Here is a 25,812-nt window from a genome sequence, read left to right on the forward strand (position 1 = left end):
CCCTGTCCAAAGAAACGAATGGTCTTCGCGGCGGGCAGTCCCCATCCTCCAGGTCACGCACTCCCTCTGTTTCCTGAAAGGTCTTCCCGTGTCCTCCCCTTCCTCACGCCTGCCGGGCATCGCCGCCCTGCTGTTCGCCACCGCCAGCTGGGGCAGCCTGTTCCTCGTCGGCAAGGGCGCGCTGCACCACGTGGCGCCCGTGTGGCTCACGCTCATCCGTTACACCCTGTCGGCGCTGGTGTTCGCCGCGCTGCTGGGCCTGCGCGGCGCGCACGGCTGGCGCAAGCTGCGGCTGCACGCGGTGCCGCTGGCGCTGCACGGCTTTGCGGGTTTCGGCGTGTTCAGCATCCTGCTGTTCGTCGGGCTCTCGCACTCGGTGCCTTCGCACGGCGCGGTGCTGATCGCGACCACGCCGATCACCACGCAGCTGCTGCGCTGGTGGCTCGACGGCGTGCGCCCCACGCGCACGACGCTGTGGACCGCCGCGCTGGCGCTGGCCGGCGTGGCGACGGTGGCCGGGCTGCTGTCGCCCGGCGGCGCGGCGCTCTCGCGCGACACGCTGTTCGGCGACGCCGTCGCCTTCGTCGGCACGCTGGGCTGGGTGTTCTACACGCGCGGCGCAGCGCGCTTTCCCACGCTCGACACGGTGGAATACACCGCGCTCACGGTGCTGGCCTCGTGGCCGCTGCTGCTGGTGGTCGCCGTCGGCATGACCGCGCTGGGCGCTTCACCCGCGCCCGATGCGCAGGGGCTGCGCCTGTCGTGGCAGGTGCTGCTGTACGTCGGGCTGGTGCCCTCGGCGCTCGCGGTGCTGGCCTTCAACCACGGCGTGCGCTCGCTCGGCACGGTCACGGGCACGGCCTTCCTGAACTTCGTGCCGGTGTCGGCGCTGCTGATGAGCGTGGCGCTGGGCAAGCCGCCCGCAACCCACGAGATCGTCGGCGTGGCGATGGTGGTGGTGGCCTTGCTGTTGCACGTGACGGCGGCCCGTCACGCTGCAGCGCCGGATGCTCAGGTGCGAACGCCCGCGCCGGGCCAGCGCACCTGCGGCGTCACGCCCTGAAGGGCACTCAACCTTCCGTGCGATTGCGGCGGAAGATCGCGTAGTTGCCGTTCGCATGTCCCACGAGGACGTCGCCCACGTACAGCCGCGACTCCAGGTTGGCGACGGTGCGGCCCCGGTTGAGCATCGTGGTCTTGCAGACGACCTTGCCTTCGAACACGGGCTTGAAGTAGTTCATCTTGATCTCGATGGTGGCGCAGATCTCGCCCGCCTCGAGCGTGGGATACAGCGCCGTGCCCATGCCCGTGTCGGCCAGCGCATAGAGCACGGCGCCGTGCACCACCTCGTGCGGGTTCAGGTGCTGCGGCGCGACGACCAGCGTCATGGTGCTGGCGCCCGCGGTGGCTTGCTCGCAGTGCAGGTCGATCAGTTCGGCGAAGGGATGTTTCATGGCGATGCGGAATGAAAGGGCTCGCCGACTGTAGACCGCTCCGCCTAAGGCCGCATGGCCACCAGCCGGAACAGCGCCTGCCGCACCTCGAGCGGCTCGCCCTGCGCGATGCGCGCATGCAGCCGCGCCAGCGCCGCGCGGCAGGTGTCGATGCGAAAGTCCGGGCACACGTACGGCACCTGCAGCAAGTACCAAGCGAAGGCGCCGACGTCGGCAAAGCGCAGCCGCTCCGCGCCCTCCTCGCCCTGCAGCACGCGCAGACCGGCCCGTGCCAGTTGCGCGGTCGCGGTGTCGAGCTGCCAGCGCGGCGGCTCGGTCCACGGCAGCCCCAGCAGTGCATGGAAGCCGGCGTTGAAATCCGACGCGACCTGCTGCGTGAGGAAGTGCCCGCCCGGCATGAGGATGCGCTGCACCTCGCGCGCCGCGAAGGATTCGTGGCGGTTGACGACCAGGTGGAACGACGCATCGCCGAACGGCAGCCTCGGTTGCGCGCTGCCGTCGTCCGCCTGCAGCGCGTTGTCGTCGGCGCCCTCGACCTCGACCACCTCGATGCCCAGCGGCGCCAGCCGCTCGCGCGCGATGCCGACGTTCGGCGCCCAGCCCTCGGTGGCCACGGTTCGCGCGGGCCGGTGCGGCAGTTGGCTCAGCCATTCACCCCCGCCGGTGCCCATGTCGAGCAGGTCGGGCGAGCGTCGGGCCAGCCGGTCGACCTCGGCTTCGAACTGCCAGGGCGCGGGCGTGGTGACGATGCGGCCGTCGCACGACAGATCCCAGCCGGTCAGCGGGCGCTGTTGCGCCTCGCGCAGCAGGTCGTCGAAGTCGCTCATGCAGCGGTCGCGCCGTCGAGCGCGCGATAGAAGTAGGTGGTGCCGCACGGCGTGCCGTCCGGCAGCAGCGCGTAGCCGGGGATCGTGCCCACGCGCTGCCAGCCGCAGCGGGTGTACAGCCGCTCGGCTTCGGCGCCGGAGGTGTCGAGCACGAGCAAGGTCTTGCCGTGGTCGCGTGCGCGCTGCTCTGCGCCTTTCATCAGCAGCTCGCCCAGGCCGCGGCGGCGCGCGCGGCGGTGCACCAGCATCTTCGCGACCTCGCCGCGGTGCGGCTGGTTCTCGGGCTGCGCCAGCACCAGCTGCACCGTGCCGACGATGCCTTCGTCGTCCTCGGTCACCAGCAGCTCGCGTTCGCCGCGCGCCACGCCTTCGGCCACCTGGCGCCAGAAGGCACGCGCGCGCTCGGGCGTGAGCGGCTGCATGAAACTCACCGAGGCGCCGCCTTCGACGCAGTCGATGAGCACGTCGGCCAGGGCGTTCAGCTCGGCCTCGGTCACGGTGGAGAGGGCGCGCAGGCGCGGGGTGGTTGTGGTGGCAGTCATGGTCATTTCCTGTTCGATGCGTGAGCGGGTGCGCTGGTGATGACGACCGCGTAGCGCGCCGTCTCGCGGGTGGGGTTGTGGTAACTCATGGGCTGGTCGAGCACGAGCGCCAGGCAGTCGCCGGCCTCGAGCCGGTGCTGCGTGTCGCCCACGGCAAGTTCGATGCAGCCTTCGAGCACCCACACCTGCTGGTGGATGCGCGGCTCGCGCGCGGCGGTTTCGTAGGCCACGCGCGCGCCGGGCGGAAACAGCACCTCGACGATCTGGATCGGCGAGGTTTCGCCGCCGGCCGAGACGTTGCGGCGCACGTAGCCCGAATGCGGATCGCGCCATTCGAGCTGGTCGGCGCGGCGGGACACCGGGCTGGCGGCCGGCGCGTCGGGCTCGAACAGCGAGGCCAGCGGCACGCCCAGGCCGGTCGCGAGTTTTTCGAGCAGCACGGCCGTCGGACTGCTCTCGCCGCGCTCGATCAGAGAGATCATGGAGCGGCTCACGCCGCAGTGCGTGGCCAGGGCGTCGAGCGAGAGGTCGCGCGCCGCGCGCAGGGCGCGCACACGCTGGGCGATGCGGTCGTTGAGGCTGGTCGGCGAAGTGGATTCTTCTTTCATATTGGATGAAATATCCATTGAAATAGAAATTCGGTCAACCCTGCACGGAAAGTCCCGATCTCGCCGCAACGGAGATTTACTCGACGCAGTGCTTGTTCTTTGGAGAAATATTCATGCAATTCGCTGAAATCATCCAACACATCACCACCACCGACGCACCATGAGCGCCAACGACCCTGCCCCCCTGCCCTCGCGTTTCGCCACCTTCGCCGACGGCCCCGCCGCGCCTTCCGCGCTGCGCACCCGCATCACGGCCGCCTGCCGCCCGCCCGAATCCGAGGCGCTGGCGCCGCTGCTCGACCAGGCCCGGCTGCCGGCCGACAAGGCCACCGAAGCGCACGCCCTCGCCCATCGCATCGCCCACCAGCTGCGCCAGCGCAAGCACGGCGGCGGCCGCTCGGGCCTCGTGCAAGGCCTGCTGCAGGAGTACGCGCTGTCGTCGCAGGAAGGCGTGGCGCTGATGTGCCTGGCCGAGGCGCTGCTGCGCATTCCCGATGCCGACACGCGCGACGCGCTCATCCGCGACAAGATCGCGCAGGGCCAGTGGCAGGCGCATGCGGGGCACAGCCCCTCGGTGTTCGTCAACGCCGCCACCTGGGGCCTGCTGCTCACCGGCAAGCTGGTCGCCACGCACAGCGAGACGGGCCTGTCGGCCACGCTCACACGGCTGATCGGCAAGGGCGGCGAGCCGCTGATCCGCAAGGGCGTGGACATGGCGATGCGCATGATGGGCGAGCAGTTCGTCACCGGCGAAACCATCGGCCAGGCGCTGGCGCATGCGCGCACGCTCGAAGCGCAGGGCTTCCGCTATTCGTACGACATGCTCGGCGAGGCCGCGCTCACCGCCGACGACGCACGCCGCTACCGCGCCGCGTACGAAGACGCCATCCACGCCATCGGCCGCGCCTCGGCCGGGCGCGGCGTGTACGAAGGGCCGGGCATCTCGATCAAGCTGTCGGCGCTGCACCCGCGCTACAGCCGCGCGCAGTACGCGCGCGTGATGGCCGAGCTGTACCCGGTGCTGCGCGACCTCGCGCTGCTGGCGCTGCAGTACGACATCGGCCTGAACATCGACGCGGAAGAGGCCGACCGGCTCGAACTCTCGCTCGACCTGCTGGAGCGCCTGTGCTTCGAGCCCGCGCTGGCGGGCTGGAACGGCATCGGCTTCGTGGTGCAGGGCTACCAGAAGCGCTGCCCTTTCGTCATCGACTGGGTGATCGACCTCGCGCGCCGCAGCGGCCACCGGCTCATGGTGCGCCTGGTGAAGGGCGCCTACTGGGACAGCGAGATCAAGCGCGCGCAGCTCGACGGCCTGGCCGGCTACCCGGTCTACACGCGCAAGGCCTACACCGACGTGTCGTACCTCGCGTGCGCGCGCCGCCTGCTCGACGCGCCCGATGCGGTGTACCCGCAGTTCGCCACGCACAACGCCCACACGCTGGCCGCGATCCACACGATGGCCGCCCCGGCGCGCTACACGCCGGGCCAGTACGAGTTCCAGTGCCTGCACGGCATGGGCGAGCCGCTGTACGAGCAGGTGGTGGGCCCGCTCGGGCGGCCCTGCCGCATCTACGCGCCCGTGGGCACGCACGAGACGCTGCTGGCCTACCTCGTGCGCCGGCTGCTGGAGAACGGCGCGAACACCTCGTTCGTGAACCGCATCGCCGATGCGTCGATTCCGCTCGACACGCTGGTGGAAGACCCGGTCGCGACAGTCGAGCGCATGGCTTCGGAAGAAGGCGCACCGGGTCTGCCGCATCCGGCCATTGCGCTGCCGGCCGCGCTCTACGGCGCGCAGCGCGCGAACTCGCAGGGCCTCGACCTCGCGAGCGAAGACACGCTGCACGCCCTGGCCACCGTGCTGCAGGCCAGCGCGACCGAACCCTGGCGCGCCGCGCCGATGCTCGCCGCGCCGAAGCCCGAAGACGAAGCCGCCCGCACCTGGGCCGAGGTGCGCAACCCCGCCGACCGCCGCGACCTCGTCGGCCAGGTGCAGGACGCTGTGCCGGGCGACGTGACCTCGGCCATCGCGCAGGCCGAAGGCATCGCCGCCGACTGGGCCGCCACGCCGCCGACGGAACGCGCCGCCGCGCTCGACCGCGCCGCCGCCTTGCTCGAAGCGCAGCAGCCACGCCTGCTCGGCCTCCTGATGCGCGAGGCCGGCAAGAGCGGCGCCAACGCCATCGCCGAAGTGCGCGAGGCGGTCGACTTCCTGCGCTACTACGCGGCGCAGGCGCGCACAGCGTTCGCCAACGACACGCACCGCCCGCTCGGGCCGGTGGTGTGCATCAGCCCGTGGAACTTTCCGCTCGCGATCTTCACCGGCCAGGTGGCCGCCGCGCTCGCGGCCGGCAACCCGGTGCTGGCCAAGCCTGCCGAGCAGACGCCGCTGGTCGCGGCCGAGGCAGTGCGACTGCTGTGGGAGGCCGGCGTGCCGCGCGCGGCGGTGCAGCTGCTGCCAGGGCGCGGCGAGACCGTCGGTGCCGCGCTGGTCGGCGACGCGCGCGTGCAGGGCGCGATGTTCACGGGCTCGACCGAGGTCGCACGCATCCTGCAGAAGACCTTGTCGACACGCCTCGGTGCGCATGGCGCGCCGGTGCCGCTGATCGCCGAGACCGGCGGGCAGAACGCGATGATCGTCGACTCGTCCGCGCTCGTGGAGCAGGTGGTGGCCGACGTGATGGCCTCGGCCTTCGACAGCGCGGGCCAGCGCTGCTCGGCGCTGCGCGTGCTGTGCGTGCAGGAAGAAGCGGCCGACCGCCTCGTCGCGATGCTGCAGGGCGCGATGGCCGAGAGCTGCATCGGCAACCCCGCGCGGCTCGCGGTGGACGTGGGCCCCGTCATCGACGACGAGGCGCGCGACGGCATCGAGCGCCACATCGCCGGCATGCGCGGACGCGGACGTCGCGTGTTCCGCCAGGGCCGCGAGTTCGGCCACGACACGCGCCACGGCACCTTCGTGCTGCCCACGCTGATCGAGCTCGACCATCTGGGCGAGCTGCAGCGCGAGGTGTTCGGCCCCGTGCTGCACCTGCTGCGCTACCGCCGCCGCGACCTGGGCGCGCTCATCGGCCAGATCAACGGCACCGGCTACGGCCTCACGCTGGGCGTGCACACGCGCATCGACGAGACCATCGCGCAGGTGGTGTCGCAGGCGCAGGCCGGCAATGTCTATGTGAACCGCAACATGGTCGGCGCCGTGGTGGGCGTGCAGCCCTTCGGCGGCGAAGGCCTGTCGGGCACCGGGCCGAAGGCCGGCGGGCCGCTGTACATGGCGCGCCTGCTGTCGGCGCGGCCCGACGACGTGCTCGCGCGCGCAGTGACCGACGACCAGCCTGTTGCACCTTCCGGCGGCCTCGCGGCGCTCGAGGGCTGGGCGCGCGACACCGGCCGCGACGCGCTCGCCGCACAGTGCCGCCGCTTCGCGGGCCTGGCGCCCGTGGGCCGCGCGCGCACGTTGGCCGGCCCCACCGGCGAGCGCAACGTCTACACGCTGCAGCCGCGCGAAGCAGTGCTGTGCCTCGCCGATGCGGAGGCCGACCGGCTCGTGCAACTGGCGGCCGTGCTGTCGGTCGGCAGCACCGCCATCTGGCCGGCCGATGCGCCCGGCGCGCACGCGCTGCTGGCCGCGCTGCCCGACGCCGCACGCCACGCGGTCGCACTCGCCAACGACTGGCGCGCGCCCACCGTGGTCTTCGATGCCGTGCTGCACCACGGCGACGCAGGCCATCTCGCGCAGGTGCTGCAACAGGTGGCGGCGCGACCCGGTCCGATCGTCGGCGTGCGCGGCCTTGCGCCGGGCGACACGGACATCCCGCTCGAAAGCCTGGTGCTGGAACGCGCACTCAGCGTCAACACCGCTGCGGCGGGCGGCAACGCGAGCCTGATGACGATCGGCTGAGCGGGCTCAACGATCGAACGCGGGGTCGATGGGCACGCGGTAGCCGTTGACCAGCCTGTTCGTTTCGTTCGCCATGCCGACCACCGCCATCAGCTCCGCGAACATGGCCGGCGTCATGCCGGCCTTCTCCGCGCCCGCGTGGTGGCTCGCGATGCAGTAGCCGCAGTTGTTGGTGACGCTCACCGCCAGGTAGATCATTTCCTTCACCACCGGGTCGAGCGCGCCCGGCGCCATCACCTCCTTGAGGCTGGCCCAGGTGCGCTTGAGCGTGGCCGGGTCGTTGGCCAGGTACTTCCAGAAGTTGTTGACGTCGGGCACGTTGCGCGTGGCCTTGATGTCGTCGAACACCGCGCGGACCTCGTCGGAGGCGTCTGCGTGCTCGATGGGATGGGGTTTCATTCGATCTCCTGCGTGAAGTGTGAATGCGCGCAGCAAAGCAACAATTGCTTTCGGGGCGTTCATATTTATTGTGAATTACGTCCTAGGTTCTCGCGCCCTGCGATTCATACAGTCGAAGCGTCACACATCAAGGCGCCATCAGGCGCCATCTCAGGGAGAAGAGAACCATGGAACACGTCATCCAGCACGTGGGGGTCGGTGCGCGCGCCGCATTCGGCCACAAGAAGAAAAAAACCGCGGGCGCCGTGCTCGCACTGGCAGCCGGCCTCGCAGGCCCGGCCGCGTGGGCCGACGTGACCCTCGGCGGCACCAGCTACACCACCGGCTCGGGCGCGGTGTGCAGCTCGGGCGGCGCCGGTCCCACCTGGTCCTGCCAGGTGCCCAACGGCAGCGGGGGCTTCGCGCTCATCAACGGCGTACCGACCGACCCCGTGAACGGCGGCCCCGATGCCGCAGCCTTGCAGGGCATGGTGAACGGCAACCTCGGCGGCGACGCGCTGCTGCTCGGCGGCACCGCCGCCAAGGCCACCGGCTTCGGCAGCGTGGCGGCGGGCTCCGACGCGAAGGCGACCGAAACCTATGCCACCGCCATCGGTTCCACCACCGTGGCCGCGGGCGTCAGCAGCACGGCCGTGGGCAACGTGGCACAGGCCTTCGGCACCAACGCCACCGCCATCGGCGCCAACACCACCGCGGTGGCCACCAGCAGCCTCGCGGCGGGCGACCGCGCCACCGCGAGCGACATCAACTCCACCGCGCTGGGCGCCAACACGCAGGCGCGCAAGAAGAGCAGCCTGGCGGCCGGCGACAAGGCGATTGCCGACGGCATCAACGCCGCCGCGCTGGGTGCGAACACGCAGGCACTGGCCGACAGCGCCGTGGCCGTGGGCGACCGCGCCACCGCGAACGCCGAGTCGGCCGTGGCCATGGGCCGGCAGAGCACGGCGTCGGCCGCATCGGCCGTCGCCATCGGCACCGGCGCGACGGCCAGCACGGTCAACGGCGTGGCGCTGGGCGCCGGCGCGGTTGCCGATCGCGCGGGCATGAACGGCCAGAAGGAACGCTTCTCGAACGTCGCCGTGGGCTCGACGCAGGGCGCGGTCTCCGTCGGCAGCGCGGGCGGCGAACGGCAGATCACCAACGTGGCAGGCGGCACGCAGGCGACCGACGCGGTCAACGTGCGGCAGCTGCAGGCGGTGCAGGCCGGCGCGGTCAACTACGTCACCAACGTGGACGGCAGCGTGAACCACAACCAGATCGTGCTGGGCAACGGGCAGGCACCGAACGGCACCACCGTGTCCAACGTGGCGCCCGGCGTGGCCGGCACCGATGCGGTCAACGTCAACCAGCTGAACGCACAGAACACGCAGTGGCGCGATGCGATCCGCCGCAACCAGCGCGACGCCAACGCCGGCACCGCGGGTGCGATGGCGATGGCCGGCATGCCGCAGGCCTACATGCCCGGCAAGAACATGGTCGCGGCCGGCGTGGCGGGCTACGAAGGCCAGAGCGCGATCGCGGTCGGCTTCTCGAGCATCTCGGACAACGGCAAGTGGGTGATGAAGTTCACCGGCTCGGCCAACTCGCGCGGCAACGTCGGCGTCTCGGCCGGCGCGGGCTTCCAGTGGTGAGCCGCATGAACCACAGGAATTCTTCTCTCATGACACGCACCTCCTCCCGCGCACACGGCGCCGCCCTGCTCGGCGCTGCCGCCCTGCTCGCGCTCACCGGCTGCACCTCGTACGTGAGCCGCGGCATCGACAACGACGGCAAGGCCGCCGAACTGGTCTGGCCCGGCGCCGACCGGCAGCAGACCTGGCAGACCGAAGGCAGTTTTCCGAACCGCGACAACCTGCGCGCCATCAGCCCCGGTGCCACCAAGGACCAGCTCTACGCCCTCATCGGCCGCCCGCACTTCGACGAAGGCATGGCGGCCGTGCGCGAGTGGGACTACGTCTTCCACTTCCCCTCGGGCGGTGCGGTGACGAGTTGCCGCTACAAAGTGATCTTCGACACGAACTACAAGGCGCGCGGCTTCCATTGGAACCCGGCGATCTGCGCGGAGCTGGTGAAGAAGGGCTGAGCGACGCCCATGTCAAGAAGGCCAGGATCGCGAACCTGAAGGGGTTTCTTCGGAAGGCGTCCTCGCGGTCGATACGCCAGGCGTGCTGTGCCGGTCTACTCCGGCATCACTTCCAGCGTGGCGACATAGCTGATGTGCCGCTGCCTGGCAGGCGCCATCGTGCTGTCGCCGCGCTGGCTGGCGCTGAGCCAATAGAGGCCTGCCGCCGGCCAGCGGACCACGATCCGCCCTTGCGAATCCGTGACCTGTTCGATCTGCTGCGTGTCGTTGCGGTACCGGATGCCACCGGGCACGATGGTGACCTTCACGCCTGCCGCGGGCTTGCCGTCGAGCACCAGCGTGAGGGTCGAGGGCTGTCCAGCGGTCAGGTCGTTGGGATGCGGCTGGTAGTGCGCCTCCAGGCCGCGGCCGGTCTGCGCGAGCGGCGTCGGCGCCCCCATGGTGACGAAGGTCTCCACGCGCGACTGCACTTCGTTGACCTGCAGCTTGGCGGCGTCCGCGGGCACGGCCTCGGCGAACTTGGCTGGGGCGCCCGACCAGCGCCTGGGCTTGCCGCCCTCTTCCCATTGGGCACGCAGGCCTTCCTCGACGACGGCGGCGCGCCAGGTGCCGGGCTGCGTCAACTGCCAATCGAAGACCGCGCGATGGCGAAAGCGTTCCAGTTTCGCCGGCGAGACGGACTGGCCATCAGGCGCGGTGATGGCCAGGCCTTCGAGCGGCATCGCGTTGTGGTTGAAAAAGAAGAGGTCGTTGCCGCGCGCCGCATCCACGGACACCCATTGGTTGGGCGTGGACGACAGCACGGTCGACGACGGCACAAGGAACGAGCGATGTGCCTGCGCGCTGAGCGAGAGCAAGGCGCCGACGGCGAGCGCCAGCGTTCGGCGATGGAAAAAACGAATCATGAGATGTGTCTTGAAGAGGGTGAGTGATCGATGGCGCGGCCGACCGGTCGCAGCTACAGGCCGAACGCCCAGGCGCACGAAGCGACGATGCCGGCCGAGAACGACAACGGCAGCAACCAGCGCGGACGGTAGGTGAGGATCGTGCCGACGCTCATCGACGCGCCGGTCAATGCGCCGGCCCATGCCAGGATGCCGACCGAGACGCTCCAGGCCGCGATGCAGGCGCCGAGCGATGCGCACAGCAGCGCTGCGCCAGCAAGACGGCACAGCCATCGCCGGGCGTCGGACAGCGGGCGTGCGAAAAGCTCGTCTTGATGACGCTCCATCGCCATGCCCAAGGCCGCGAAGCCCGGCAAGCCGAGTGCGAATGCGATCCACGCGTTCATGCCTTCTGCTCCGGTGCCTGGGCGATCGGCCGGACCCCGACGCCGGCGCCACCGGCGGAGGCCGCGCGCGAAGCGGGCCGGGGCGTGGCGACCGCCGGCGAGCGCCACAGCCGCCACGCGATCACGGCATGGAGGGCGCCCAGGACCAGCACGGCCAGGTCGAAGCCCGCGATGCTCCACTGACTGCGCGCGATGCTCAGCGGCAGGCCCGCGCCGCCGGTCCAGGCATTGAGCAGCGGCAGGCCGATGAACAGCACCGCCGCCACCGTCATCTGTTCCAGCCAGGCGCGCTTGTGCGCACGCAGCAGGGGATGCACGAGGCAGAGCAGCCACACGGCGAAGAACCCCCGGATCTCCCAGTCGGACCGCGCCGCGAGGTCCGCAGGGAGCAGGCGGTTGAACCAGAAATACGAGGCCGTGGCAACCGACAGCCCCGCGATGGAACCGACATTCAGCAGTTCGACGACACGGTGCCCGAATGGCGTGCGGCCCCGCTTGCGGCGTTCCGGCAGCCGCTTGACGACCCACAGCACCATGCCGGTCGCGGCCATCACCGTGCCGACGACGCCGGAGAGAAACAGCAGCCAGCGCAGCGCCGGTCCGGCGAATCGGCCCAGGTGCGGCGCGGTCAGCACGTTGTAGACCGCGTTGGCGGCGGAGGGCGCGACGACCGATGGCGATTCGCGCAGGCGCCCACTGACGCCATCGAACACGAGGCGCTCGCCGGCGCCCCGGTTCACGATGCTGCGCCCGCCTTGTTCACGCAGTTCGACCGTGGCTCGAGCGGTGCCCGGCTGGTTGACGACGATGGTGCCGACGCCGTGCTCAGGCCACCGGCGCGCGGCCTCTTCGAGCATCGGCGCCAGGGGCGCCATCGCGGCCGCGCCTGCGTCGTTTCGGCCGGCGCGTTGCGGGGCTGCGCCGCCGCCACCACCGCCCGCTGCACGGCGTTCCGCCTGGTAGGCCTGCGTGTCGCCCTTGTAGGCGGCCTGGATGCCCCAGGGCATGAGCATGAACATGAGCAGCAGCAAGCCGCTGAAGGTGATCATCAGGTGAAAGGGCAACGCCAGCACCGCCGTCGCGTTGTGGGCGTCGAGCCATGAGCGCTGCCCCTTGCCGGGCCTGAAGGTGAAGAAGTCGGTGAAGATCTTCTTGTGCGTGATCACCCCGCTCAGGATGGCCACCAGCATGACCATGGTGGCGACGCCCACGATCCAGCGCGCCCAGACCCGGGGCAACCCATGCAGCTCGAAGTGGAACCGGTAGAGGAAGCTGCCGCCGCGCGTGGCACGGGTCTCGATCTTCTCGCCGGTGGCCGCGTCGAGTTCGGCCCGCTGGACGCCGGCGCGTCCCGGCGCCGCACCCGGCGCGCGCCAGCTCGCCGAGACGGCGGTCTGGCGCTCGCCGGGCAGCACCAGCGTCCAGGTCGTGGCGTCGGACGCCAGGCGCTGCATGCCTTCGAGCGCGCGCTCGGGGGTCCGCGCATCCGGCACGGAGCGATGCAGCTCCGGCTTCATCCACACGTTGATCTCGTCGAGGAAATAGCTCAACGTCCCGGTGAAGAAGACCGCGTAGAGCAGCCAGCCGAGCAGCAGGCCGCTCCAGGTGTGGAGCCACGACATCGACTGCCGCAGACCCTCGGGTTTGGCGTCGGGCCTCATGCCGCGACCCTCGATGCGAAGAACCAGGCGGGCAGGCCCAGCACCACTGCCGGCAGCACGATCCCCAGCCAGGCACGCAGCGCGGTCGCGCAACCGAACGCCCACAGGGCTGCCACCGCATGCGCGACGAACGCGAGCATCGTCGCCGTCATCACCGCATTCGCGCGGTCCATCCCCGCCAGGGGCAAGAAGATGCTCAGCGCCGCCGCCACGCTCGCGGACAGTCCATAGCCGCCACCGACGGCAGCGATCGCGCGGGATGCGACGGCCCAGAAGTAGCGCACCGGGACTTCCGGCTTTCGGCTGGGCGCCATGGCGCCGGACTGATCTTGCATGGTGTTTCCCTCTTCCTTCATGTGTCCTAGAACGCCAGTTGGGCGGCCAGCGAGACGCGCCGTTCGTCGCCGTAGAGCATCGTCTCCGGCGGGAATCGCCGGCGCTCGTAGTACTGCTTGTTGAAGGCGTTGCTGACGTTCAGCGACAGCTTGAGCTTCTTGCCGCCGGCCAGCGGCTTGTCCCAGAAGAAGGCGAGATCGACCAGGCCGTAGCCCGGATTCCAGTTGGTTGTGGCGCGCGCGGCATTGCCGGTCCAGGCGCTGTGCGCCTTCGACCAGGCGCGCAGTCCCAAGCCCAGGTGGAACTCGCCGAGTTCGGCGCTGCGATGCACGCGGAACTTGTTCCACACCGACAGGTTGTGCTTGGGCGTGTACTCGACCGTGCGCCCGATGTTCGCCCGGGTCGAGGTCTCCAGGTACTTCGCGTCGGTGTAGGAGTAGCCGATCTGCGCGGTCCAGCCGTCCGTGATCTGCCCGGACAGGCGCAGCTCCAAGCCTTGCGCGCGCGTGAGGCCCGCGAGCGAATAGCACTGGTCGCCCGCCAGTGGGGGCGTTGCCGTGCGCACCGCGGGCTGGCCGGGCGCGCACTCCAGGCCGTCGAGTTCGGTGGCGGCGTTCTTCTTGTCGACGCGGAACAGCGCGCCGGTCAGCATCGCCGCACCGCCGAACAGGTCGTGCTTGACCCCGACTTCGTACTGCACCCCTTCCACGGGAGCGGTGATGTAGTTGCCACCGGTGTCCAGGTAGCTGAGGCTGCCTTGCGGAACGAAGGACTCGCCGTAGCTCGCGTACACGGTGGTGGCGTCCGTGATGTCGTGCATCGCAGCCAGGCGCGGCGACCACTTGTCCGCCTTGGTTGCAGCGCCGGTCAGAGGTTCGCTCTGGTAGCGCGACCAGCCCATGCCGAGCATCAGCCGTGTCCGGCCGTTCGGCAGGTGCAGCATGTCCTGCAGGTAGAAACTGCGATCGTTGCGCGTGGCGATCGGAACCAGTGGATCGTCCCAGATGCGAAAGCCGTAGAGGTAGTCGCTGTAGGCCGGTCGATAGATGTTCAGGGGCGTCACCGGGAACGCGCCGCTGCCACTGACCGACTGGTTGGCGACCTGCCGCCCGCTCGCATTGCTTTCTGAATGCCCGAAGCCGAAGCCGGCCAGCCAGTCGTTGCGCCAGCTGCCGTGCCGCACCGTGCCGCTGATGTCCAGCGAGCCCGAATAGCTGCGGCCTTCTTCCCTGCGCCCGCTCACGTATCGGCTCACTTCGCCCCACTGGTTGGGTCCGTTCTGCGGATTGCGCACCCGGGTGTTCTGCCATGACTGCGCATAGTCCTGGTAGTTGAGGCCGCCGCGTATCTTGAGCGCTTCGGACGAGGACCATGTGGCGTCCCAGATCAGAGTGTCCGTCTCGCGGGTGACGCGGTCGTTGAGACTGCCCCAGAAGAACTCCTTTGACACCGGGTAGTACTGGCCGTTCAGTGGACCCTTTGCAGCAATGCGGAAGTTGTTTTCCTGTTCGGGAACCGACGTGGCCTTCGAGCGCTCATAGGTCAGCGTGGTGCTGAAGCGCCGGTCGGGCTTGTAGCTCAGCGCCGCCATCAGGCTGCGCGGTGCGGCCCACACATGGTCCTGGTCATCCTTGCGGTGCCTGTAGCTGCCCACCAGCCGATAGAGGAGAGTGCCTTCGGCATCGAGCGGCCCGGTCATGTCGGCCATGCCGCCATAGGACCCCTTGTTGTCCATGTCGGTTCGCAACACGTAGGCCGGCGTCTGCTTCGGTCGCTTGTAGTTGTAGCTGATGACACCACCGGGTTCAGCCGCCCCGTAGTAGAGCCCCGCCGGGCCACGCAGCAGTTCCACCGACTCCAGGCTGTCAGTGCTGCGGATGAGGCCGGCGGAGTTGCCGTACGAAGGAATTCCGTTGACCAGTGTCTGCCCGTTCGAAAAGCCGCGGATCTGGATCGCACGGCTGTGCCCCCCGCCGGCGTCGCTGTTGGAGCTGTTGGTCGTCAGGCCGGCAAACCCTTCCAGCGTGGTGAAGATGTTGGCGTCGCCACGCTCCTGGATCATTTCCTCGCTCACCTGGTCGACCGAGAAGGGCGTCAGGCGCGGCAGCATGTCCGTCTTGGTCGCGATGCTGGTCGGGCGGTCGGCCATGTAGGCGGGTGGCTCGCTCGCCGCCGTGACCGTGACCGTCGCCAGGTTGCCGCCGGGCGCGGAGGACACGGCCGCGCCGGTCGACGCAGGCGCGGGCGCAGCGCGCAGCGACCAGTCGCCGCCGGGCGTGACGACGAGGGTCAGGTCGCTGCCCTCGAGCACGCGCTGCGCGGCCTGCTCGGGCGTGAAGCTGCCTTCGAGGGCGCGGGCGCGCTTGTCGGCCAGCAGCGCCGGGTCGGCCGAGATGCCGCGGCCCGATTCGCGCGCGATCCTGCGCAGCGTGACCTCGAGGGTGCCCGCGGGAATTCGAAAGATCTGCGGCGCGGAAGAGACGGGCTGCTGCGCATGCGCCGCGGCCATGGCGATCGAACCGGCAAGGGCGATCGCGACGGTGGAAAGCGTGAAGGCGGGTGACAGGAAGGAGGGACGGGCAAAGACCACGGAGAGATATTCCTCGGATGCGTTGATGGCGTTTCCGAGACATGTCGCGCGAGGGCCGAGGAACCCCTCACGTCTTTACAAATCAGTGGTTCCTCAGGGTCAGCGCTTGTCGATCAGCGTCAGCCACGGCCCCACGCGGCGGATCGCGATGGGCAGGGTGTCGCCCAGGCTGCGCAGCGCACGCAGCGGGTCGTCGAGCATGAACACGCCGAAGACACGCAGCGTCCCCGCCTCCGGCGAGATGCGGATCAGGCCCGCCGTGTACGAGCGCAATGCCTCGATCACCTCGCCCAGCGGTTCGTCGCTCACGTCGAGCACGCCATCGGTCCAGGCACTGCGTGCGGCCGCGTCGGAGACCTGGGTGCCGACGAGATTGCGTTCGAACTTCACCGATTCACCTGGCCCGAGGGTGCGGCGCAGGCCCTCTCCGGTGAGTACGGCGGCCTGGCGCTCGAGCACCGCGACCCGCGTGAAGCGCTCCGACTGCTGCACGGTGAGATGGCCGTGCGTGGCTTCGATGGCGCCGTGCGATGTCCGGATGACGAACGGCCGCTGCCGGTCCGGCGCGATCCGCAGGGCCACCTGTCCGCCGAGCAATCGCAAGCGGCGCTCGTCGCCAGCCATGTCGCTGTCGACGGCGGATCGCGCGTCCAGCATCAGTTCGGTGCCATCGGCCAGGGCGACAGCGCGGCGTTCGTGCGTGCCCGTGCGCAGCTCGGCCAGCAGCGTCGACACCGGCGTCAGGCGGTTCACGAGCGCCGTCGCGCCGACACCAAGCACCAGCCCGGCGGCGCCGCCGACCAGCTTGCGGCGCGACACCGGCGGCCGCGTCAGGGCATGCCGGCTCGCCGCCAGCATGCCCGCGTGTTGCCGCTCGGCGTCCAGGATGTCACGCGCCGGGCGCATGAAGGTGGCCTCGATGCGTTCCCAGGCCGCACGATGCTTCGGGTCCGCGGCCAGCCAGCGTTCGAGCGCCGCGAGATCGTCCGGGGTGGCGTTGCCCGAATCCAGTCGGATGCGCCAGTCGATCGCCTGCCGCAGTTCCGCCTGAATGAGCGCGGCGCGGCTCGCTACCGCGCTCACCAGACCCTGTCCTCCCGATCGAGGGACAGGTCCGCGGCCATGCAATGGATGTAGGCCTGCCGCACATGGCGCTCGATCGTCGCCACTGAAAGACCGAGCTGGGCCGCGATGGCCGCATGCGTGTGGCCCTCGAGCCGGTTCATGAGAAAGATCTGCTTGCTGCGCCGGGGCAGGCCATCGAGCATCCGGTCGAAGCGTTCGACGGCCTCGCGCACCAGCGCATGGTCTTCGGCGGACGGGACGAGGTCCGGAGGTTCGTGAGCCAGCGCCTCCAGCCAGGCCTGTTCCAGGCTGCGCCGTCGCCAGAAGCTGGCGAGCACGCGCTGCGCCAGCGTGGTGAGAAAGGCGCGCGGCTCGCGGATCTCCTCCCGCGTATCGGACACGAGCACCCGCACGAAGGTGTCATGAGAGAGATCCGCCGCTTGGTTGGCACAGCCCAGGCGACGCCACAGCCAGCGCTGCAGCCAGTCCCGATGCTCCACATACAGCACGTGCACTGGATGCGGGCTTCCAGGATTCGAGGGGGCGGACGCAGACATGGGCCGAGGCTTCAAATGAGATTGGTTCTCATTCTATCGCCACCCTCCCCTGCACCCACGCGAGCGGCCCGTTGCAGCTGACAGGCCGGAAACGCCCCGCGTCGCCGCTCAGCCCCTCGGTTCCGGGCGCCGCCACAGCCACGCCAGCACGACGGCCATCGAGCCGATGGCAACGCCTGCGAGCCACGGCTTGTGCGCGGTGAACAGAATCACGACCGCGCAGAACGCCATCGCCGCGGTGGCACTCCACTTGGCGCGGCGGCTGACGGTGCGGCCGTTCTCCCAGTTGCGCAGCAGCGGACCGAAGAGCCGGTGGTTCAGCAGCCATCGATGCAGTCGCGGCGAGCTGCGCGCGGCGGCCCATGCGGCCATCAGCACGAAGACCGTGGTCGGCATGCCGGGCGCGACCACGCCGATGGCAGCCAGCACCAGGCACAGCGCGGCAAAGACCAGCAGCAACCAGCGCACGAGCAGCGGCAAGGGCCGCGGCTCGACAGCGGGCGGGTTCTGCGGATCTTCGGCGGGGGTCACGGGCCGATTGTCTTTCTTTCTCTGTCGCCCCACGGACGCGCTTGATTCAGATCAAGTGCGCAGCAGCGGGGGCTGCCGATACTGGACTTTTACATCCATCTGCAAAGTTCTGAAGATCATGGCGCACCTTGTATGGAAGAGCGAACTCAATACGGGCATCCATGAGATCGACACGCAGCACCAGCGCATCGTCCAGTACATCAATGCCCTGGACGACGCCCGGCGCACCAACGACCGCAAGGTCGTGGGCCGGATCATCGAGGAGACCATCGACTACACCGCCTCGCACTTCGCGTTCGAGGAGGCCATGATCGAGGACGCGGGCTACCCCTTCACCGGCCCGCACAGGAAGGTGCACGAGATCTTCGTGCGCCGCGTCACCGAGTTCCGCGCGCGCTTCGAGTGCGGCGAAGAGGTGCTGGGGGAGCTGCACGACATGCTCTCGCGGTGGCTCTTCAATCACATCCGCCACGAAGACGGCGCGTATGTGCCGACCGTGAAGGCGCACCTGCGAACGAACGATGTGTCGGCCGAACACCTCGTCCACGCCCAGGTCCGCCAGGCGGTGCAGCAAGGCGGCGCCGCGGGGCAGGTCAAGCTGGGGTGGATGCGGCGGTTGTTCGGCGGGTGACGCGCGCGGTGGCGTCACGTTGCGTCGTCAGTCCTCGACGAAGGCTTCTTCGCGCTTGGCCTTCACCGAAGGCAGCAGCACCACGATGAGCAGCAACACCGCCGCGGCCAGCAGCCCCGCCGACAGCGGCCGCATGACGAACACGCTCCAGTCGCCACGCGACAGCAGCAATGCGCGGCGCAGGTTCTCTTCCATCATCGGCCCCAGGATGAAGCCCAGCAGCAGCGGCGCGGGCTCGCACTTCAGCTTGAGGAACAGGTAGCCCACGATGCCGAAGATCGCGACCATCCACACGTCGAAGGTGTTGTTGTTCTCGGAGTACACGCCCACCGCGCAGAACAGCACGATCGATGGAAAGAGCCACTTGTAGGGAATGGTCAGCAGCTTGATCCAGATGCCGATCATCGGCAGGTTGAGCACGATGAGCATCAGGTTGCCGATCCACATCGAGGCGATCAGGCCCCAGAAGAGTTCGGGGTTGCTGGTCATCACCTGCGGGCCGGGCTGGATGTTGTGGATGGTCATCGCACCCACCATCAGCGCCATCACCGCGTTGGGCGGAATGCCCAGCGTCAGCAGCGGAATGAACGAGGTCTGCGCGCCAGCGTTGTTGGCCGACTCCGGCCCCGCCACGCCACGGATGTTGCCCTTGCCGAAAGGCACTTCGCCCTGCTTGAGCTTGATCCGCTTCTCGATGGTGTAGGCCGCGAAGGCCGACAGCAGCGCGCCGCCGCCCGGCAGGATGCCCAGCGCGGAACCCAGCGCCGTGCCGCGCAGCACGGCGGGCGTCATGCGCCGGAAGTCTTCCTTGGTGGGCCACAGGCCCTTGACCTTGGCGGTGAACACCTCGCGCTCATGCTCGGGCACCGCGAGGTTGGCGATGATCTCGCCGTAGCCGAACACGCCCATCGCGATGGCGATGAAGCCGATGCCGTCGGTCAGCTCGGGAATGTCGAAGCTGTAGCGCGCCACGCCGGAGTTCACGTCGGTGCCCACCAGACCCAGTGCCAGCCCGAGCAGGATCATCGTGATGGCCTTGAGCAGCGAGCCCGAGGCCAGCACCACGGCGCCGATCAGGCCCAGGATCATCAGCGAGAAGTACTCGGCGGGTCCGAACTTGAAAGCCAGCTCGGTCAGCGGCGGCGCGAACGCAGCAAGGATCAGCGTGCCCACGCAGCCTGCGAAGAACGAGCCCAGGCCGGCTGCGGCGAGCGCTGGTCCGGCCCTCCCTTTGCGGGCCATCTGGTAGCCGTCGATCACCGTGACCACCGACGACGATTCGCCCGGCAGGTTCACCAGAATCGCGGTGGTCGAGCCACCGTATTGCGCGCCGTAGTAGATACCGGCCAGCATGATCAGCGCCGACACAGGCGGCAGCGCGTACGTGGCGGGCAGCAGCATCGCGATGGTCGCGACCGGGCCGATGCCCGGCAGCACGCCGATCAGCGTGCCCAGCAGGCAGCCCACGAAGGCATAGACGAGGTTCTGCGCGGTGAAGGCCACGCCGAAGCCGATCGAGAGATTGGTAATCAGGTCCATTGTTTTCTTTGGATTTCTTGTTGTTCTGCGCGGGTCAGCCGGCGATGAAGGTGGGCCACACCTGGAACTGCAGCTTCAGCGCCACCACGAAGGCCAGGTAGCTGCCCAGCGCGAGCACCGTCGCGAGCAGGGTCACGCCCTTCCATCCGAAGCTGTCGCCCGCCAGGCTCGCGATGAAGGTCAGCGCATAGATCGCAACGATGAGCCCCATCGACGGCAGGCCGATGCTCGGCAGGCCGCCAAGCAGGATGCCGAAGACGAGGTTGGCGCCGATGATGAACAGCAGTGGCTTCCATGCGATGCGCCCGACGGGCTCGCCGTCGTCGGTCTCGACCGTGAGCGCCTTGAACGTGATCAGCACGCCCATGAAGGCGATGAGGATGCCCACGATCAGCGGGAAATAGCCGGGGCCCATGCGGGCGCCGGTGCCCACGTTGTAGGTCGTGGCGCCCCATGCGAAGGCCACGCCGAAGGCGCTGAAAAGCACGCCCGAGCAGAAGTCTCTCTGACTCTTGATTCTCACCGTTGATGTCTCCTGGAACTGCGTTGATCGGCACAGGTTGTGCGCCAGCGATCCTAGGAATTCAGCGCCGCGGTGTGTATGAACAAAGCATTGCCGTTTGGCAATGTTCGAGGCGCGACGAATCCGCGAAGGAGCGGCTCAGCTGTCCGCGACCGGCAGGTCGATGCAGGCGCACAGACCCGGGCGGGCGTCGTCGAACCGCAGGCGCCCGCCATGCAGCGCCACCACCGCCTGCACGCTCGCAAGCCCCAGGCCATGGCCCGGCGTGCTGCGGTCCAGCCGGTAGAAACGTTCGCCGAGGTGTTCGTACGCGGCGCTCGGAATGCCGGGCCCGTCGTCCTGCACGAAGAGCTGCGCGCGCCCGTCGACCGTGCAGGTGCCGATGCGCACGGTGGCACCGGCACGGCTGTTGCCCGCGTACTTCAGTGCGTTGTCGAGCAGGTTCGCCGCCGCGCCCGCGAGCAGGTCGCGGTCGCCCAGCGCGACGGCATGGTCGGTGGGCTCGCGCAGCAACGCGATGCCCTGCGCCTCGGCCACCGCCTCGTACAGCTCCGCCACGTCGTCGGCAATGACATGCAGCGCCACCGGCGCGAACTGCTGGCGCCGCGCACCGGCCTCGACCTCGGCGATCTGCAGCAGCTTCTCGAACATCACCGCCAACTCTTCCAGTTCGCGGATGGCGGTGGCCACGGATTCGCGCTGTGGCGCGTTCGCGCCGTCGAGCCCCGCCTCCACCGCGCGCAGGCGCACCAGCACGCGCGTGAGCGGGGTGCGCAGGTCGTGCGCGATGGTGTTGGACACATGGCGCACGCCGTCCATCAGCGACTGGATGCGGTCGAGCATCGCGTTGATGTCGTGCTCCAGCAGCGCGAACTCGTCCTCCTGCCCGGATGGCGCCACGCGCTCCTGCAGCTCGCCCGCCGCGATGCGCGCGGCCGTGCGCCGCACCGCGCCCACGCTGCGCTCCAGCTCCTGACGGAACACGAAGGTGCCGCCGATCAGCAGCAGCACCGCCACGATGCCCGCCGCCGCGCTGGCGCTCGCCACCAGCGATTCGATCGATTCCTGGTCGCGCAGGTCGTGCCCCACCACGAGCATGCCGCCGTCGGGCAGCGGACGCATCACGAGGTAGGCGATGACGGTCTGGCCCGCGCGCACCACGCGGCGGTGCACGCCGTCGCCGGCATCGGGCGCCAGCGAGGGCATCTGGTCGAGGTTGCCCGCGCGCCTGTGGCCTTCGCGGTCGGTGAGCAGGTAGATCTCGTTGTCCGAGTTGCGGCCGTCGGACAGCGCGTTGCCGATCTCGCCCGCCACGCCGTCGGCGCCGCGCGCTTCGTAGCGCACCATCAGCTGCTGCATGCTGGCGCCCACCTGCCGCACCATGCGCTGCTGCAGCACGCCCACGGTCTGCATGTAGACGATCGCCAGGGCAGCGAGCATGGTGATGGCCACCAGCAGGCCGTAGTAGAAGGCGAGCCGGAAGCCGACCGAGCGCCACAACTGGCGCAGGGCCTTGATCATTGCGGCGCTGCCAGCGTGTAGCCCACGCCGCGCACGGTGTGGATCAAGGTCGGCGCGCCGCCCGCGTCGAGCTTGCCGCGCAGGCGGCTCACCTGCACGTCGATGACGTTGGTCTGCGGGTCGAACTGGTAGTCCCACACGGCCTCGAGCAGCATGGTGCGCGTGACCACCTGCCCCGGATGCATCATGAGATAGGCCAGCAGCCTGAACTCGCGCGGCTGCAGCGCGATGGGCCGGCCGCCGCGCTCCACGTGGCGGCGCGCCAGGTCGAGCGTGAGGTCGGCCACCTGCAGCGTGCGGATCTCCGGCCCCGTGCGCGAGCGCCGTACCAGCGCCTCGGCGCGCGCCGCGAGCTCGGAGAAAGCGAAGGGCTTGGCCAGGTAGTCGTCGCCGCCGGCCTTGAGCCCGCGCACGCGCTCGTCGAGCGCGCTCAACGCGCTGAGCAGCAGCACCGGCGTCTTCCTGCCGAGGGCGCGCATCGCGGCCAGGATCGACAGGCCGTCCACGCCGTGGGGCAGCATGCGGTCGAGGATGACGAGGTCCCAGGTCTCGCCCGTGGCGCGCGCGAACGCATCCGCGCCGTCGCGGCTGATCACCGCCACATGGCCGAGCGAACGGAAGCCTTCGGCGATGTAGCGCGCGTTGTCGGCATCGTCCTCGACGATGAGGCAGTTCCAGATGACGGTGGGGCCGAGCACGTCAGTCGGTACGGCCACGACAAGAAATACCCATGGATGGCTGTGCTCTTGGACTCGCGTTGTGCCCGCTGGAACGCAGGGGGCTGTAGCGCAAATCCTAGCCCAGGTGGAAGCGGGGAAGGACCCCGCTTCATTACCATTTGTCCATGAAGGGCGCGCGCCCGTCTCCCTGCGGGATGCCCGCAAGCACTTGAGACCGCTGTCTACGCAACGACACAGGAGCTGGGCGGCCCATGCTCGGGGATGACAGGAGCAAACCAACGAAGTCACGCTACAACGCCTATGCAATCGCTGTAGCATCCTCGCCCGACACCCCCGTCGACACTCCCCGAGGCGATCATCTTGTTCGATGCCCTTGCGCACAGCCTGATGCGGCAATGAGCGTTGCCGCACCACCCGCTGCAGACCCTGCCGCCGATACGCTGACACTGCGCGTGCTGCAGCGGCGCGTGGCAGCGATCTACGCGAACTATCCGTCCAACTTCGCAGCGCGGCTGGCGTTCCTGGCGCTGGTCGCGCCTGTCGTCTATCTTCAGTTCCAGGATTGGCGCGTGCCGGTGCTGCTCGCGGTGCAGTTGCCGGTCAACCTGTTCTGCCTGTTCGTCGTGCCGCGCTGGACTCCGGCCGAGCCATTGGCCGACAGTCCCGTGTGGGCAAGCCGCCTCACGCGGGTGGCCATGCTGCTGGGCGCGGCCGACGCGCTGATTCCGGCGCTGCTCGTGACGGCCGGCAACGAGATGGTCACGATGCTGCTGACCGTGCTGCTGATGGGCAACTGCATGCGCGTGGTGCAGTCACTGCGGCCGCTGATGGCGCCGATGCTCTGGTGCGCGCTGCCGATGATGCTCAGCCTGATCGTGTCGCTCGCCTGGCAGGCGACCACGCTGCATCTGCTGCTGGCGACTTATGTCGCGGTCTTCCTGGCGATGGCGCTGGGCGTGGGCGTTCGGGAAAACCGCGAACTGTCCGAGACGCTGATGCTGCGCTTTGAAAAAGAAGGGCTGGCCGCGCGCCTGAACGAGAAGATCGCCGCCGTCGAACAGGCCAGCGCCGAGAAGACCCGCTTCCTCGCCACCGCCAGCCACGACCTGCGCCAGCCCATGCACGCCATTGCCCTCTTCGGCGCGGCGATGCAGCAGGCGCTTCGCGATCACCCCGAAGGTCGCAACGCCGAGCGGCTGATGCGTGCGGTCGACGCCCTGGGTACCTCGCTGGACGCCATGCTCGACGTCTCGCGCCTGGACGCCGGCGTAATCACGGCCGCTCCGCGTGCGATAGAGCTCGATACGCTGCTGCTGGCACTCAACCAGGTCTTCCTTCCCCAGGCCGGACAGAAGTCGCTACAACTGCGCGTGCGCGCCAGTGGCCTGTGGGTGCACAGCGACCCCCATCTGCTGTACCGCATGCTGTCGAACCTGCTGGACAACGCGCTGAAGTACACAAGGCACGGCGGCGTCACCGTCATCGCGCGTCCGCGCGGCGAGCAGGTCTGGCTGGAGGTGCGCGACACCGGCATCGGCATCGTGCCCCAGCAGCTCGAGCGCATCTTTGAAGAGTTCTATCAGATCGACAACCCGGGACGCGACCGTGCGCGCGGGCTGGGCATCGGGCTGTCGATCGTGCAGCGGCTGGCACGATTGCTGGGGCACACGGTGCAGGTGCGTTCGCGCCCCGGGCGCGGCACACGCTTCCGTCTGGTGCTGCCGCTTGCAGAGGCCCAGGAGACCAGCGAGCCGACGATGCTCGAACTTCCGCCGGAGTTGCGTTCCACGCCGGTGCTGCGCGGCCGCGTGTTGCTGGTCGATGACGAAGCGGAGATACGCAGTGCGATGACGCAACTGCTCGGCGCGCACGGCATCGCGGTGGAGGCTGTGGCCAGCGAGGCCGAGGCGCGAACCGCTTTGGCCCGTTGCGATGAAGAGGGTTCCGCCATCGCTGTGCTGATGTGCGACTACCGACTCGCCGGAGAAGACGGCCTTGCCGTCGGACAGCGGCTGCGCGAGCGTTGCGCGCTCGAGGCCCCGCTCCTGATCGTCACCGGCGAGACCTCGCCCGAGCGGCTCCAGCATGTGCGTGCCTCCGGCGTGCCGGTGCTGTTCAAGCCGGTGAGCGCGCAAACACTGCTGCGCACGCTGGCCGAACTCTCTTCAGCAACCGCCCCGAAGCCGTAGACGGAGGTCCGGCAACGACTGGATCTGAAATCGACCGCTTGCGCGAAGACCTCATTCGATCGAATGGTCACCCAACGAAGATGCCCCACGAGAGCGGGACATCTTCATTCAGGCAATTGGCAGACTGTTTGCACAGACTGCCCAAGCCCACGCCCGACAGCCGTTTCCGGTCATCGCATCGCTGCGCTACTTCGGTGTGTAGGTGATCTGTGTGGCGACGAGCGTCCCGACTGCGCCTCCTTCGCGCGTCACCATCTTCAGCATCTGGCCACGATACGGGCCGTCGGCGGCGATCCAGTTGTCCTGCAGTGTCGTCAGGTCCGATCCGTCGACCTGCCTGACGCGTGCGACGGTCGAGAACTTGCACGCATTGGTGGTCCCGATGGGCGTTTCAAGGGCCTCGCGCCCGACATAGGTCGTCGTTCCCGAGACGGCCTGCTCATTCCGGATCTCTCCGTTCTCACCCGAGATTCCCACGATCACATAGTTCTCGTTGATCGTCTCGCCCGGTGCCATGGCGGGCCTTTCGACAGCGGGTTGGTTGAGGGTGTAGCCGAGCTTCGGGTCGCTGCCATCACCTCCGTTGCGAGAGCCATACCTGATCACCTTGCCGTCCACCAGATCGAGGTACTGCCTGTCTGTCCCCTCGGTGTTGGTGGCGTAGAAGAACTGGGTGCGCACCTGGCGTACCGGATTCACGCCTGCGAACGCCTCGCGTCCACGGGTGACGATGGTCAAGCGCAGCTTGAACACCTCTCCACTGGAGGCACTGGAGCTGAGTTCGTGCTCCGCCACCAGCTTGGTGCCCTCGTGCAGATCGGCCTCATTGAAGCAGGCTGCGGACGTGTTGTCCGGCGCGGGTGGTGGAGGCGGCGGCGGTGGAG

The 25,812-nt window shown here is 69.0% G+C and carries 24 protein-coding genes; 6 read left to right on the forward strand and 18 right to left on the reverse strand.

The window, feature by feature from the left end; translation table 11 throughout:
• Positions 1-88: 88 nt before the first annotated feature.
• Entirely contained in the window at positions 89-1,063 is a 975-nt protein-coding gene (locus D3H34_RS16420; protein ID WP_119554806.1) for a DMT family transporter, read from the forward strand.
• 7 nt (positions 1,064-1,070) lie between these two features.
• Here the strand turns inward: D3H34_RS16420 and D3H34_RS16425 are convergent, their stop codons facing one another.
• Genes D3H34_RS16425 through D3H34_RS34705 form a run of 4 tightly spaced genes read right to left on the reverse strand, consistent with a single transcriptional unit; the run spans position 1,071 to position 3,431 of the window.
• Entirely contained in the window at positions 1,071-1,454 is a 384-nt protein-coding gene (locus tag D3H34_RS16425; protein ID WP_119554808.1) for a PaaI family thioesterase, read from the reverse strand.
• Positions 1,455-1,498: 44 nt separating this feature from the next.
• Positions 1,499-2,281, reverse strand: a complete 783-nt coding sequence (locus tag D3H34_RS16430; protein WP_119554810.1) for a class I SAM-dependent methyltransferase — start codon at positions 2,279-2,281, stop codon at positions 1,499-1,501.
• Positions 2,278-2,823: a GNAT family N-acetyltransferase gene (locus D3H34_RS34700; protein WP_286185807.1), complete on the reverse strand. Its 546-nt coding sequence runs from the start codon at positions 2,821-2,823 to the stop codon at positions 2,278-2,280. The genes D3H34_RS16430 and D3H34_RS34700 overlap by 4 nt, the downstream gene beginning before the upstream one ends.
• A gap of 2 nt (positions 2,824-2,825) precedes the next feature.
• Complete coding sequence (locus D3H34_RS34705) at positions 2,826-3,431, reverse strand: helix-turn-helix domain-containing protein (protein WP_286185808.1); 606 nt, start codon at positions 3,429-3,431, stop codon at positions 2,826-2,828.
• A gap of 160 nt (positions 3,432-3,591) precedes the next feature.
• Between D3H34_RS34705 and putA the strand changes: the two genes are divergently transcribed.
• Positions 3,592-7,332, forward strand: a complete 3,741-nt coding sequence (putA, locus tag D3H34_RS16445; protein ID WP_119554815.1) for a trifunctional transcriptional regulator/proline dehydrogenase/L-glutamate gamma-semialdehyde dehydrogenase — start codon at positions 3,592-3,594, stop codon at positions 7,330-7,332.
• Between the two features lie 6 nt (positions 7,333-7,338).
• Here the strand turns inward: putA and D3H34_RS16450 are convergent, their stop codons facing one another.
• Positions 7,339-7,731, reverse strand: a complete 393-nt coding sequence (locus D3H34_RS16450; RefSeq protein ID WP_119554817.1) for a carboxymuconolactone decarboxylase family protein — start codon at positions 7,729-7,731, stop codon at positions 7,339-7,341.
• A 167-nt stretch (positions 7,732-7,898) separates the two neighbouring features.
• Here D3H34_RS16450 and D3H34_RS34710 point away from each other — a divergent pair, with 167 nt between their 5' ends.
• On the forward strand, positions 7,899-9,362 hold the full coding sequence (locus tag D3H34_RS34710) for a YadA family autotransporter adhesin (RefSeq protein ID WP_119554819.1): 1,464 nt from the start codon (positions 7,899-7,901) through the stop codon (positions 9,360-9,362).
• Positions 9,363-9,391: 29 nt separating this feature from the next.
• The gene (locus D3H34_RS16460; RefSeq protein ID WP_119554821.1) at positions 9,392-9,814 is read left to right on the forward strand and encodes an outer membrane protein assembly factor BamE; all 423 of its coding nucleotides are present in this window, start codon (positions 9,392-9,394) and stop codon (positions 9,812-9,814) included.
• A gap of 95 nt (positions 9,815-9,909) precedes the next feature.
• Here D3H34_RS16460 and D3H34_RS16465 read toward each other — a convergent pair whose 3' ends face one another.
• The 8 genes from D3H34_RS16465 to D3H34_RS16500 form a co-directional block, all read right to left on the reverse strand.
• Positions 9,910-10,719 (reverse strand): DUF4198 domain-containing protein, encoded by an 810-nt coding sequence (locus D3H34_RS16465; protein WP_119554823.1) that lies wholly within the window; start codon positions 10,717-10,719, stop codon positions 9,910-9,912.
• 53 nt (positions 10,720-10,772) lie between these two features.
• Entirely contained in the window at positions 10,773-11,105 is a 333-nt protein-coding gene (locus D3H34_RS16470) for a DUF3325 domain-containing protein (protein WP_119554825.1), read from the reverse strand.
• Positions 11,102-12,766, reverse strand: coding sequence for a PepSY-associated TM helix domain-containing protein (locus tag D3H34_RS16475; RefSeq protein ID WP_119554827.1), 1,665 nt, complete (start codon positions 12,764-12,766; stop codon positions 11,102-11,104). Before D3H34_RS16475 ends, D3H34_RS16470 begins: the two co-directional genes overlap by 4 nt.
• Positions 12,763-13,101, reverse strand: coding sequence for a DUF3649 domain-containing protein (locus tag D3H34_RS16480; RefSeq protein WP_286185811.1), 339 nt, complete (start codon positions 13,099-13,101; stop codon positions 12,763-12,765). Before D3H34_RS16480 ends, D3H34_RS16475 begins: the two co-directional genes overlap by 4 nt.
• 26 nt (positions 13,102-13,127) lie before the next feature.
• A complete protein-coding gene (locus D3H34_RS16485; RefSeq protein WP_119554829.1) occupies positions 13,128-15,692 on the reverse strand; it encodes a TonB-dependent siderophore receptor in 2,565 nt (854 codons plus the stop codon).
• A gap of 99 nt (positions 15,693-15,791) precedes the next feature.
• Positions 15,792-16,775 (reverse strand): FecR domain-containing protein, encoded by a 984-nt coding sequence (locus tag D3H34_RS16490; protein ID WP_167481224.1) that lies wholly within the window; start codon positions 16,773-16,775, stop codon positions 15,792-15,794.
• The gene (locus D3H34_RS16495) at positions 16,772-17,272 is read right to left on the reverse strand and encodes a sigma-70 family RNA polymerase sigma factor (RefSeq protein WP_286185813.1); all 501 of its coding nucleotides are present in this window, start codon (positions 17,270-17,272) and stop codon (positions 16,772-16,774) included. The genes D3H34_RS16490 and D3H34_RS16495 overlap by 4 nt, the downstream gene beginning before the upstream one ends.
• 150 nt (positions 17,273-17,422) lie before the next feature.
• Entirely contained in the window at positions 17,423-17,845 is a 423-nt protein-coding gene (locus D3H34_RS16500; protein WP_119554835.1) for a YbaN family protein, read from the reverse strand.
• Positions 17,846-17,963: 118 nt separating this feature from the next.
• Between D3H34_RS16500 and D3H34_RS16505 the strand changes: the two genes are divergently transcribed.
• The gene (locus tag D3H34_RS16505; protein WP_119554837.1) at positions 17,964-18,476 is read left to right on the forward strand and encodes a bacteriohemerythrin; all 513 of its coding nucleotides are present in this window, start codon (positions 17,964-17,966) and stop codon (positions 18,474-18,476) included.
• A gap of 27 nt (positions 18,477-18,503) precedes the next feature.
• Here D3H34_RS16505 and D3H34_RS16510 read toward each other — a convergent pair whose 3' ends face one another.
• From D3H34_RS16510 to D3H34_RS16525, 4 genes are all read right to left on the reverse strand, one after another.
• Positions 18,504-20,015, reverse strand: coding sequence for a tripartite tricarboxylate transporter permease (locus D3H34_RS16510; RefSeq protein WP_119554839.1), 1,512 nt, complete (start codon positions 20,013-20,015; stop codon positions 18,504-18,506).
• Between the two features lie 34 nt (positions 20,016-20,049).
• Positions 20,050-20,538 carry a tripartite tricarboxylate transporter TctB family protein gene (locus D3H34_RS16515; RefSeq protein WP_119554841.1) on the reverse strand — a complete coding sequence of 163 codons (489 nt, stop codon included), beginning with the start codon at positions 20,536-20,538 and terminating at the stop codon, positions 20,050-20,052.
• Positions 20,539-20,676: 138 nt separating this feature from the next.
• Positions 20,677-22,059 carry a sensor histidine kinase gene (locus D3H34_RS16520; protein WP_119554843.1) on the reverse strand — a complete coding sequence of 461 codons (1,383 nt, stop codon included), beginning with the start codon at positions 22,057-22,059 and terminating at the stop codon, positions 20,677-20,679.
• Entirely contained in the window at positions 22,056-22,739 is a 684-nt protein-coding gene (locus D3H34_RS16525) for a response regulator transcription factor (protein ID WP_119554864.1), read from the reverse strand. The genes D3H34_RS16520 and D3H34_RS16525 overlap by 4 nt, the downstream gene beginning before the upstream one ends.
• A 395-nt stretch (positions 22,740-23,134) precedes the next feature.
• On the opposite strand from D3H34_RS16525, the gene D3H34_RS16530 reads away from it, so the two are divergent.
• Positions 23,135-24,928, forward strand: coding sequence for an ATP-binding protein (locus tag D3H34_RS16530; protein WP_119554846.1), 1,794 nt, complete (start codon positions 23,135-23,137; stop codon positions 24,926-24,928).
• 186 nt (positions 24,929-25,114) lie between these two features.
• On the opposite strand, the gene D3H34_RS34285 is transcribed toward D3H34_RS16530, so the two are convergent.
• A partial coding sequence (locus tag D3H34_RS34285) for a hypothetical protein (RefSeq protein WP_167481225.1) occupies positions 25,115-25,812 on the reverse strand: 698 nt, incomplete at its 5' end.

Source organism: Acidovorax cavernicola, assembly GCF_003581445.1.

Excerpts from the sequence above, each read along its gene's own strand:
- D3H34_RS34700 (WP_286185807.1), bottom strand. The coding sequence starts at position 2,823 with ATGACTGCCACCACAACCACCCCGCGCCTGCGCGCCCTCTCCACCGTG.
- putA (WP_119554815.1), top strand. The coding sequence starts at position 3,592 with ATGAGCGCCAACGACCCTGCCCCCCTGCCCTCGCGTTTCGCCACCTTC.
- D3H34_RS16505 (WP_119554837.1), top strand. The coding sequence starts at position 17,964 with ATGGCGCACCTTGTATGGAAGAGCGAACTCAATACGGGCATCCATGAG.
- D3H34_RS34710 (WP_119554819.1), top strand. The coding sequence starts at position 7,899 with ATGGAACACGTCATCCAGCACGTGGGGGTCGGTGCGCGCGCCGCATTC.
- D3H34_RS16465 (WP_119554823.1), bottom strand. The coding sequence starts at position 10,719 with ATGATTCGTTTTTTCCATCGCCGAACGCTGGCGCTCGCCGTCGGCGCC.
- D3H34_RS16425 (WP_119554808.1), bottom strand. The coding sequence starts at position 1,454 with ATGAAACATCCCTTCGCCGAACTGATCGACCTGCACTGCGAGCAAGCC.
- D3H34_RS16530 (WP_119554846.1), top strand. The coding sequence starts at position 23,135 with ATGAGCGTTGCCGCACCACCCGCTGCAGACCCTGCCGCCGATACGCTG.
- D3H34_RS16470 (WP_119554825.1), bottom strand. The coding sequence starts at position 11,105 with ATGAACGCGTGGATCGCATTCGCACTCGGCTTGCCGGGCTTCGCGGCC.
- D3H34_RS16520 (WP_119554843.1), bottom strand. The coding sequence starts at position 22,059 with ATGATCAAGGCCCTGCGCCAGTTGTGGCGCTCGGTCGGCTTCCGGCTC.
- D3H34_RS16480 (WP_286185811.1), bottom strand. The coding sequence starts at position 13,101 with ATGCAAGATCAGTCCGGCGCCATGGCGCCCAGCCGAAAGCCGGAAGTC.
- D3H34_RS34705 (WP_286185808.1), bottom strand. The coding sequence starts at position 3,431 with ATGAAAGAAGAATCCACTTCGCCGACCAGCCTCAACGACCGCATCGCC.
- D3H34_RS16460 (WP_119554821.1), top strand. The coding sequence starts at position 9,392 with ATGACACGCACCTCCTCCCGCGCACACGGCGCCGCCCTGCTCGGCGCT.
- D3H34_RS16450 (WP_119554817.1), bottom strand. The coding sequence starts at position 7,731 with ATGAAACCCCATCCCATCGAGCACGCAGACGCCTCCGACGAGGTCCGC.
- D3H34_RS16510 (WP_119554839.1), bottom strand. The coding sequence starts at position 20,015 with ATGGACCTGATTACCAATCTCTCGATCGGCTTCGGCGTGGCCTTCACC.
- D3H34_RS16475 (WP_119554827.1), bottom strand. The coding sequence starts at position 12,766 with ATGAGGCCCGACGCCAAACCCGAGGGTCTGCGGCAGTCGATGTCGTGG.
- D3H34_RS16430 (WP_119554810.1), bottom strand. The coding sequence starts at position 2,281 with ATGAGCGACTTCGACGACCTGCTGCGCGAGGCGCAACAGCGCCCGCTG.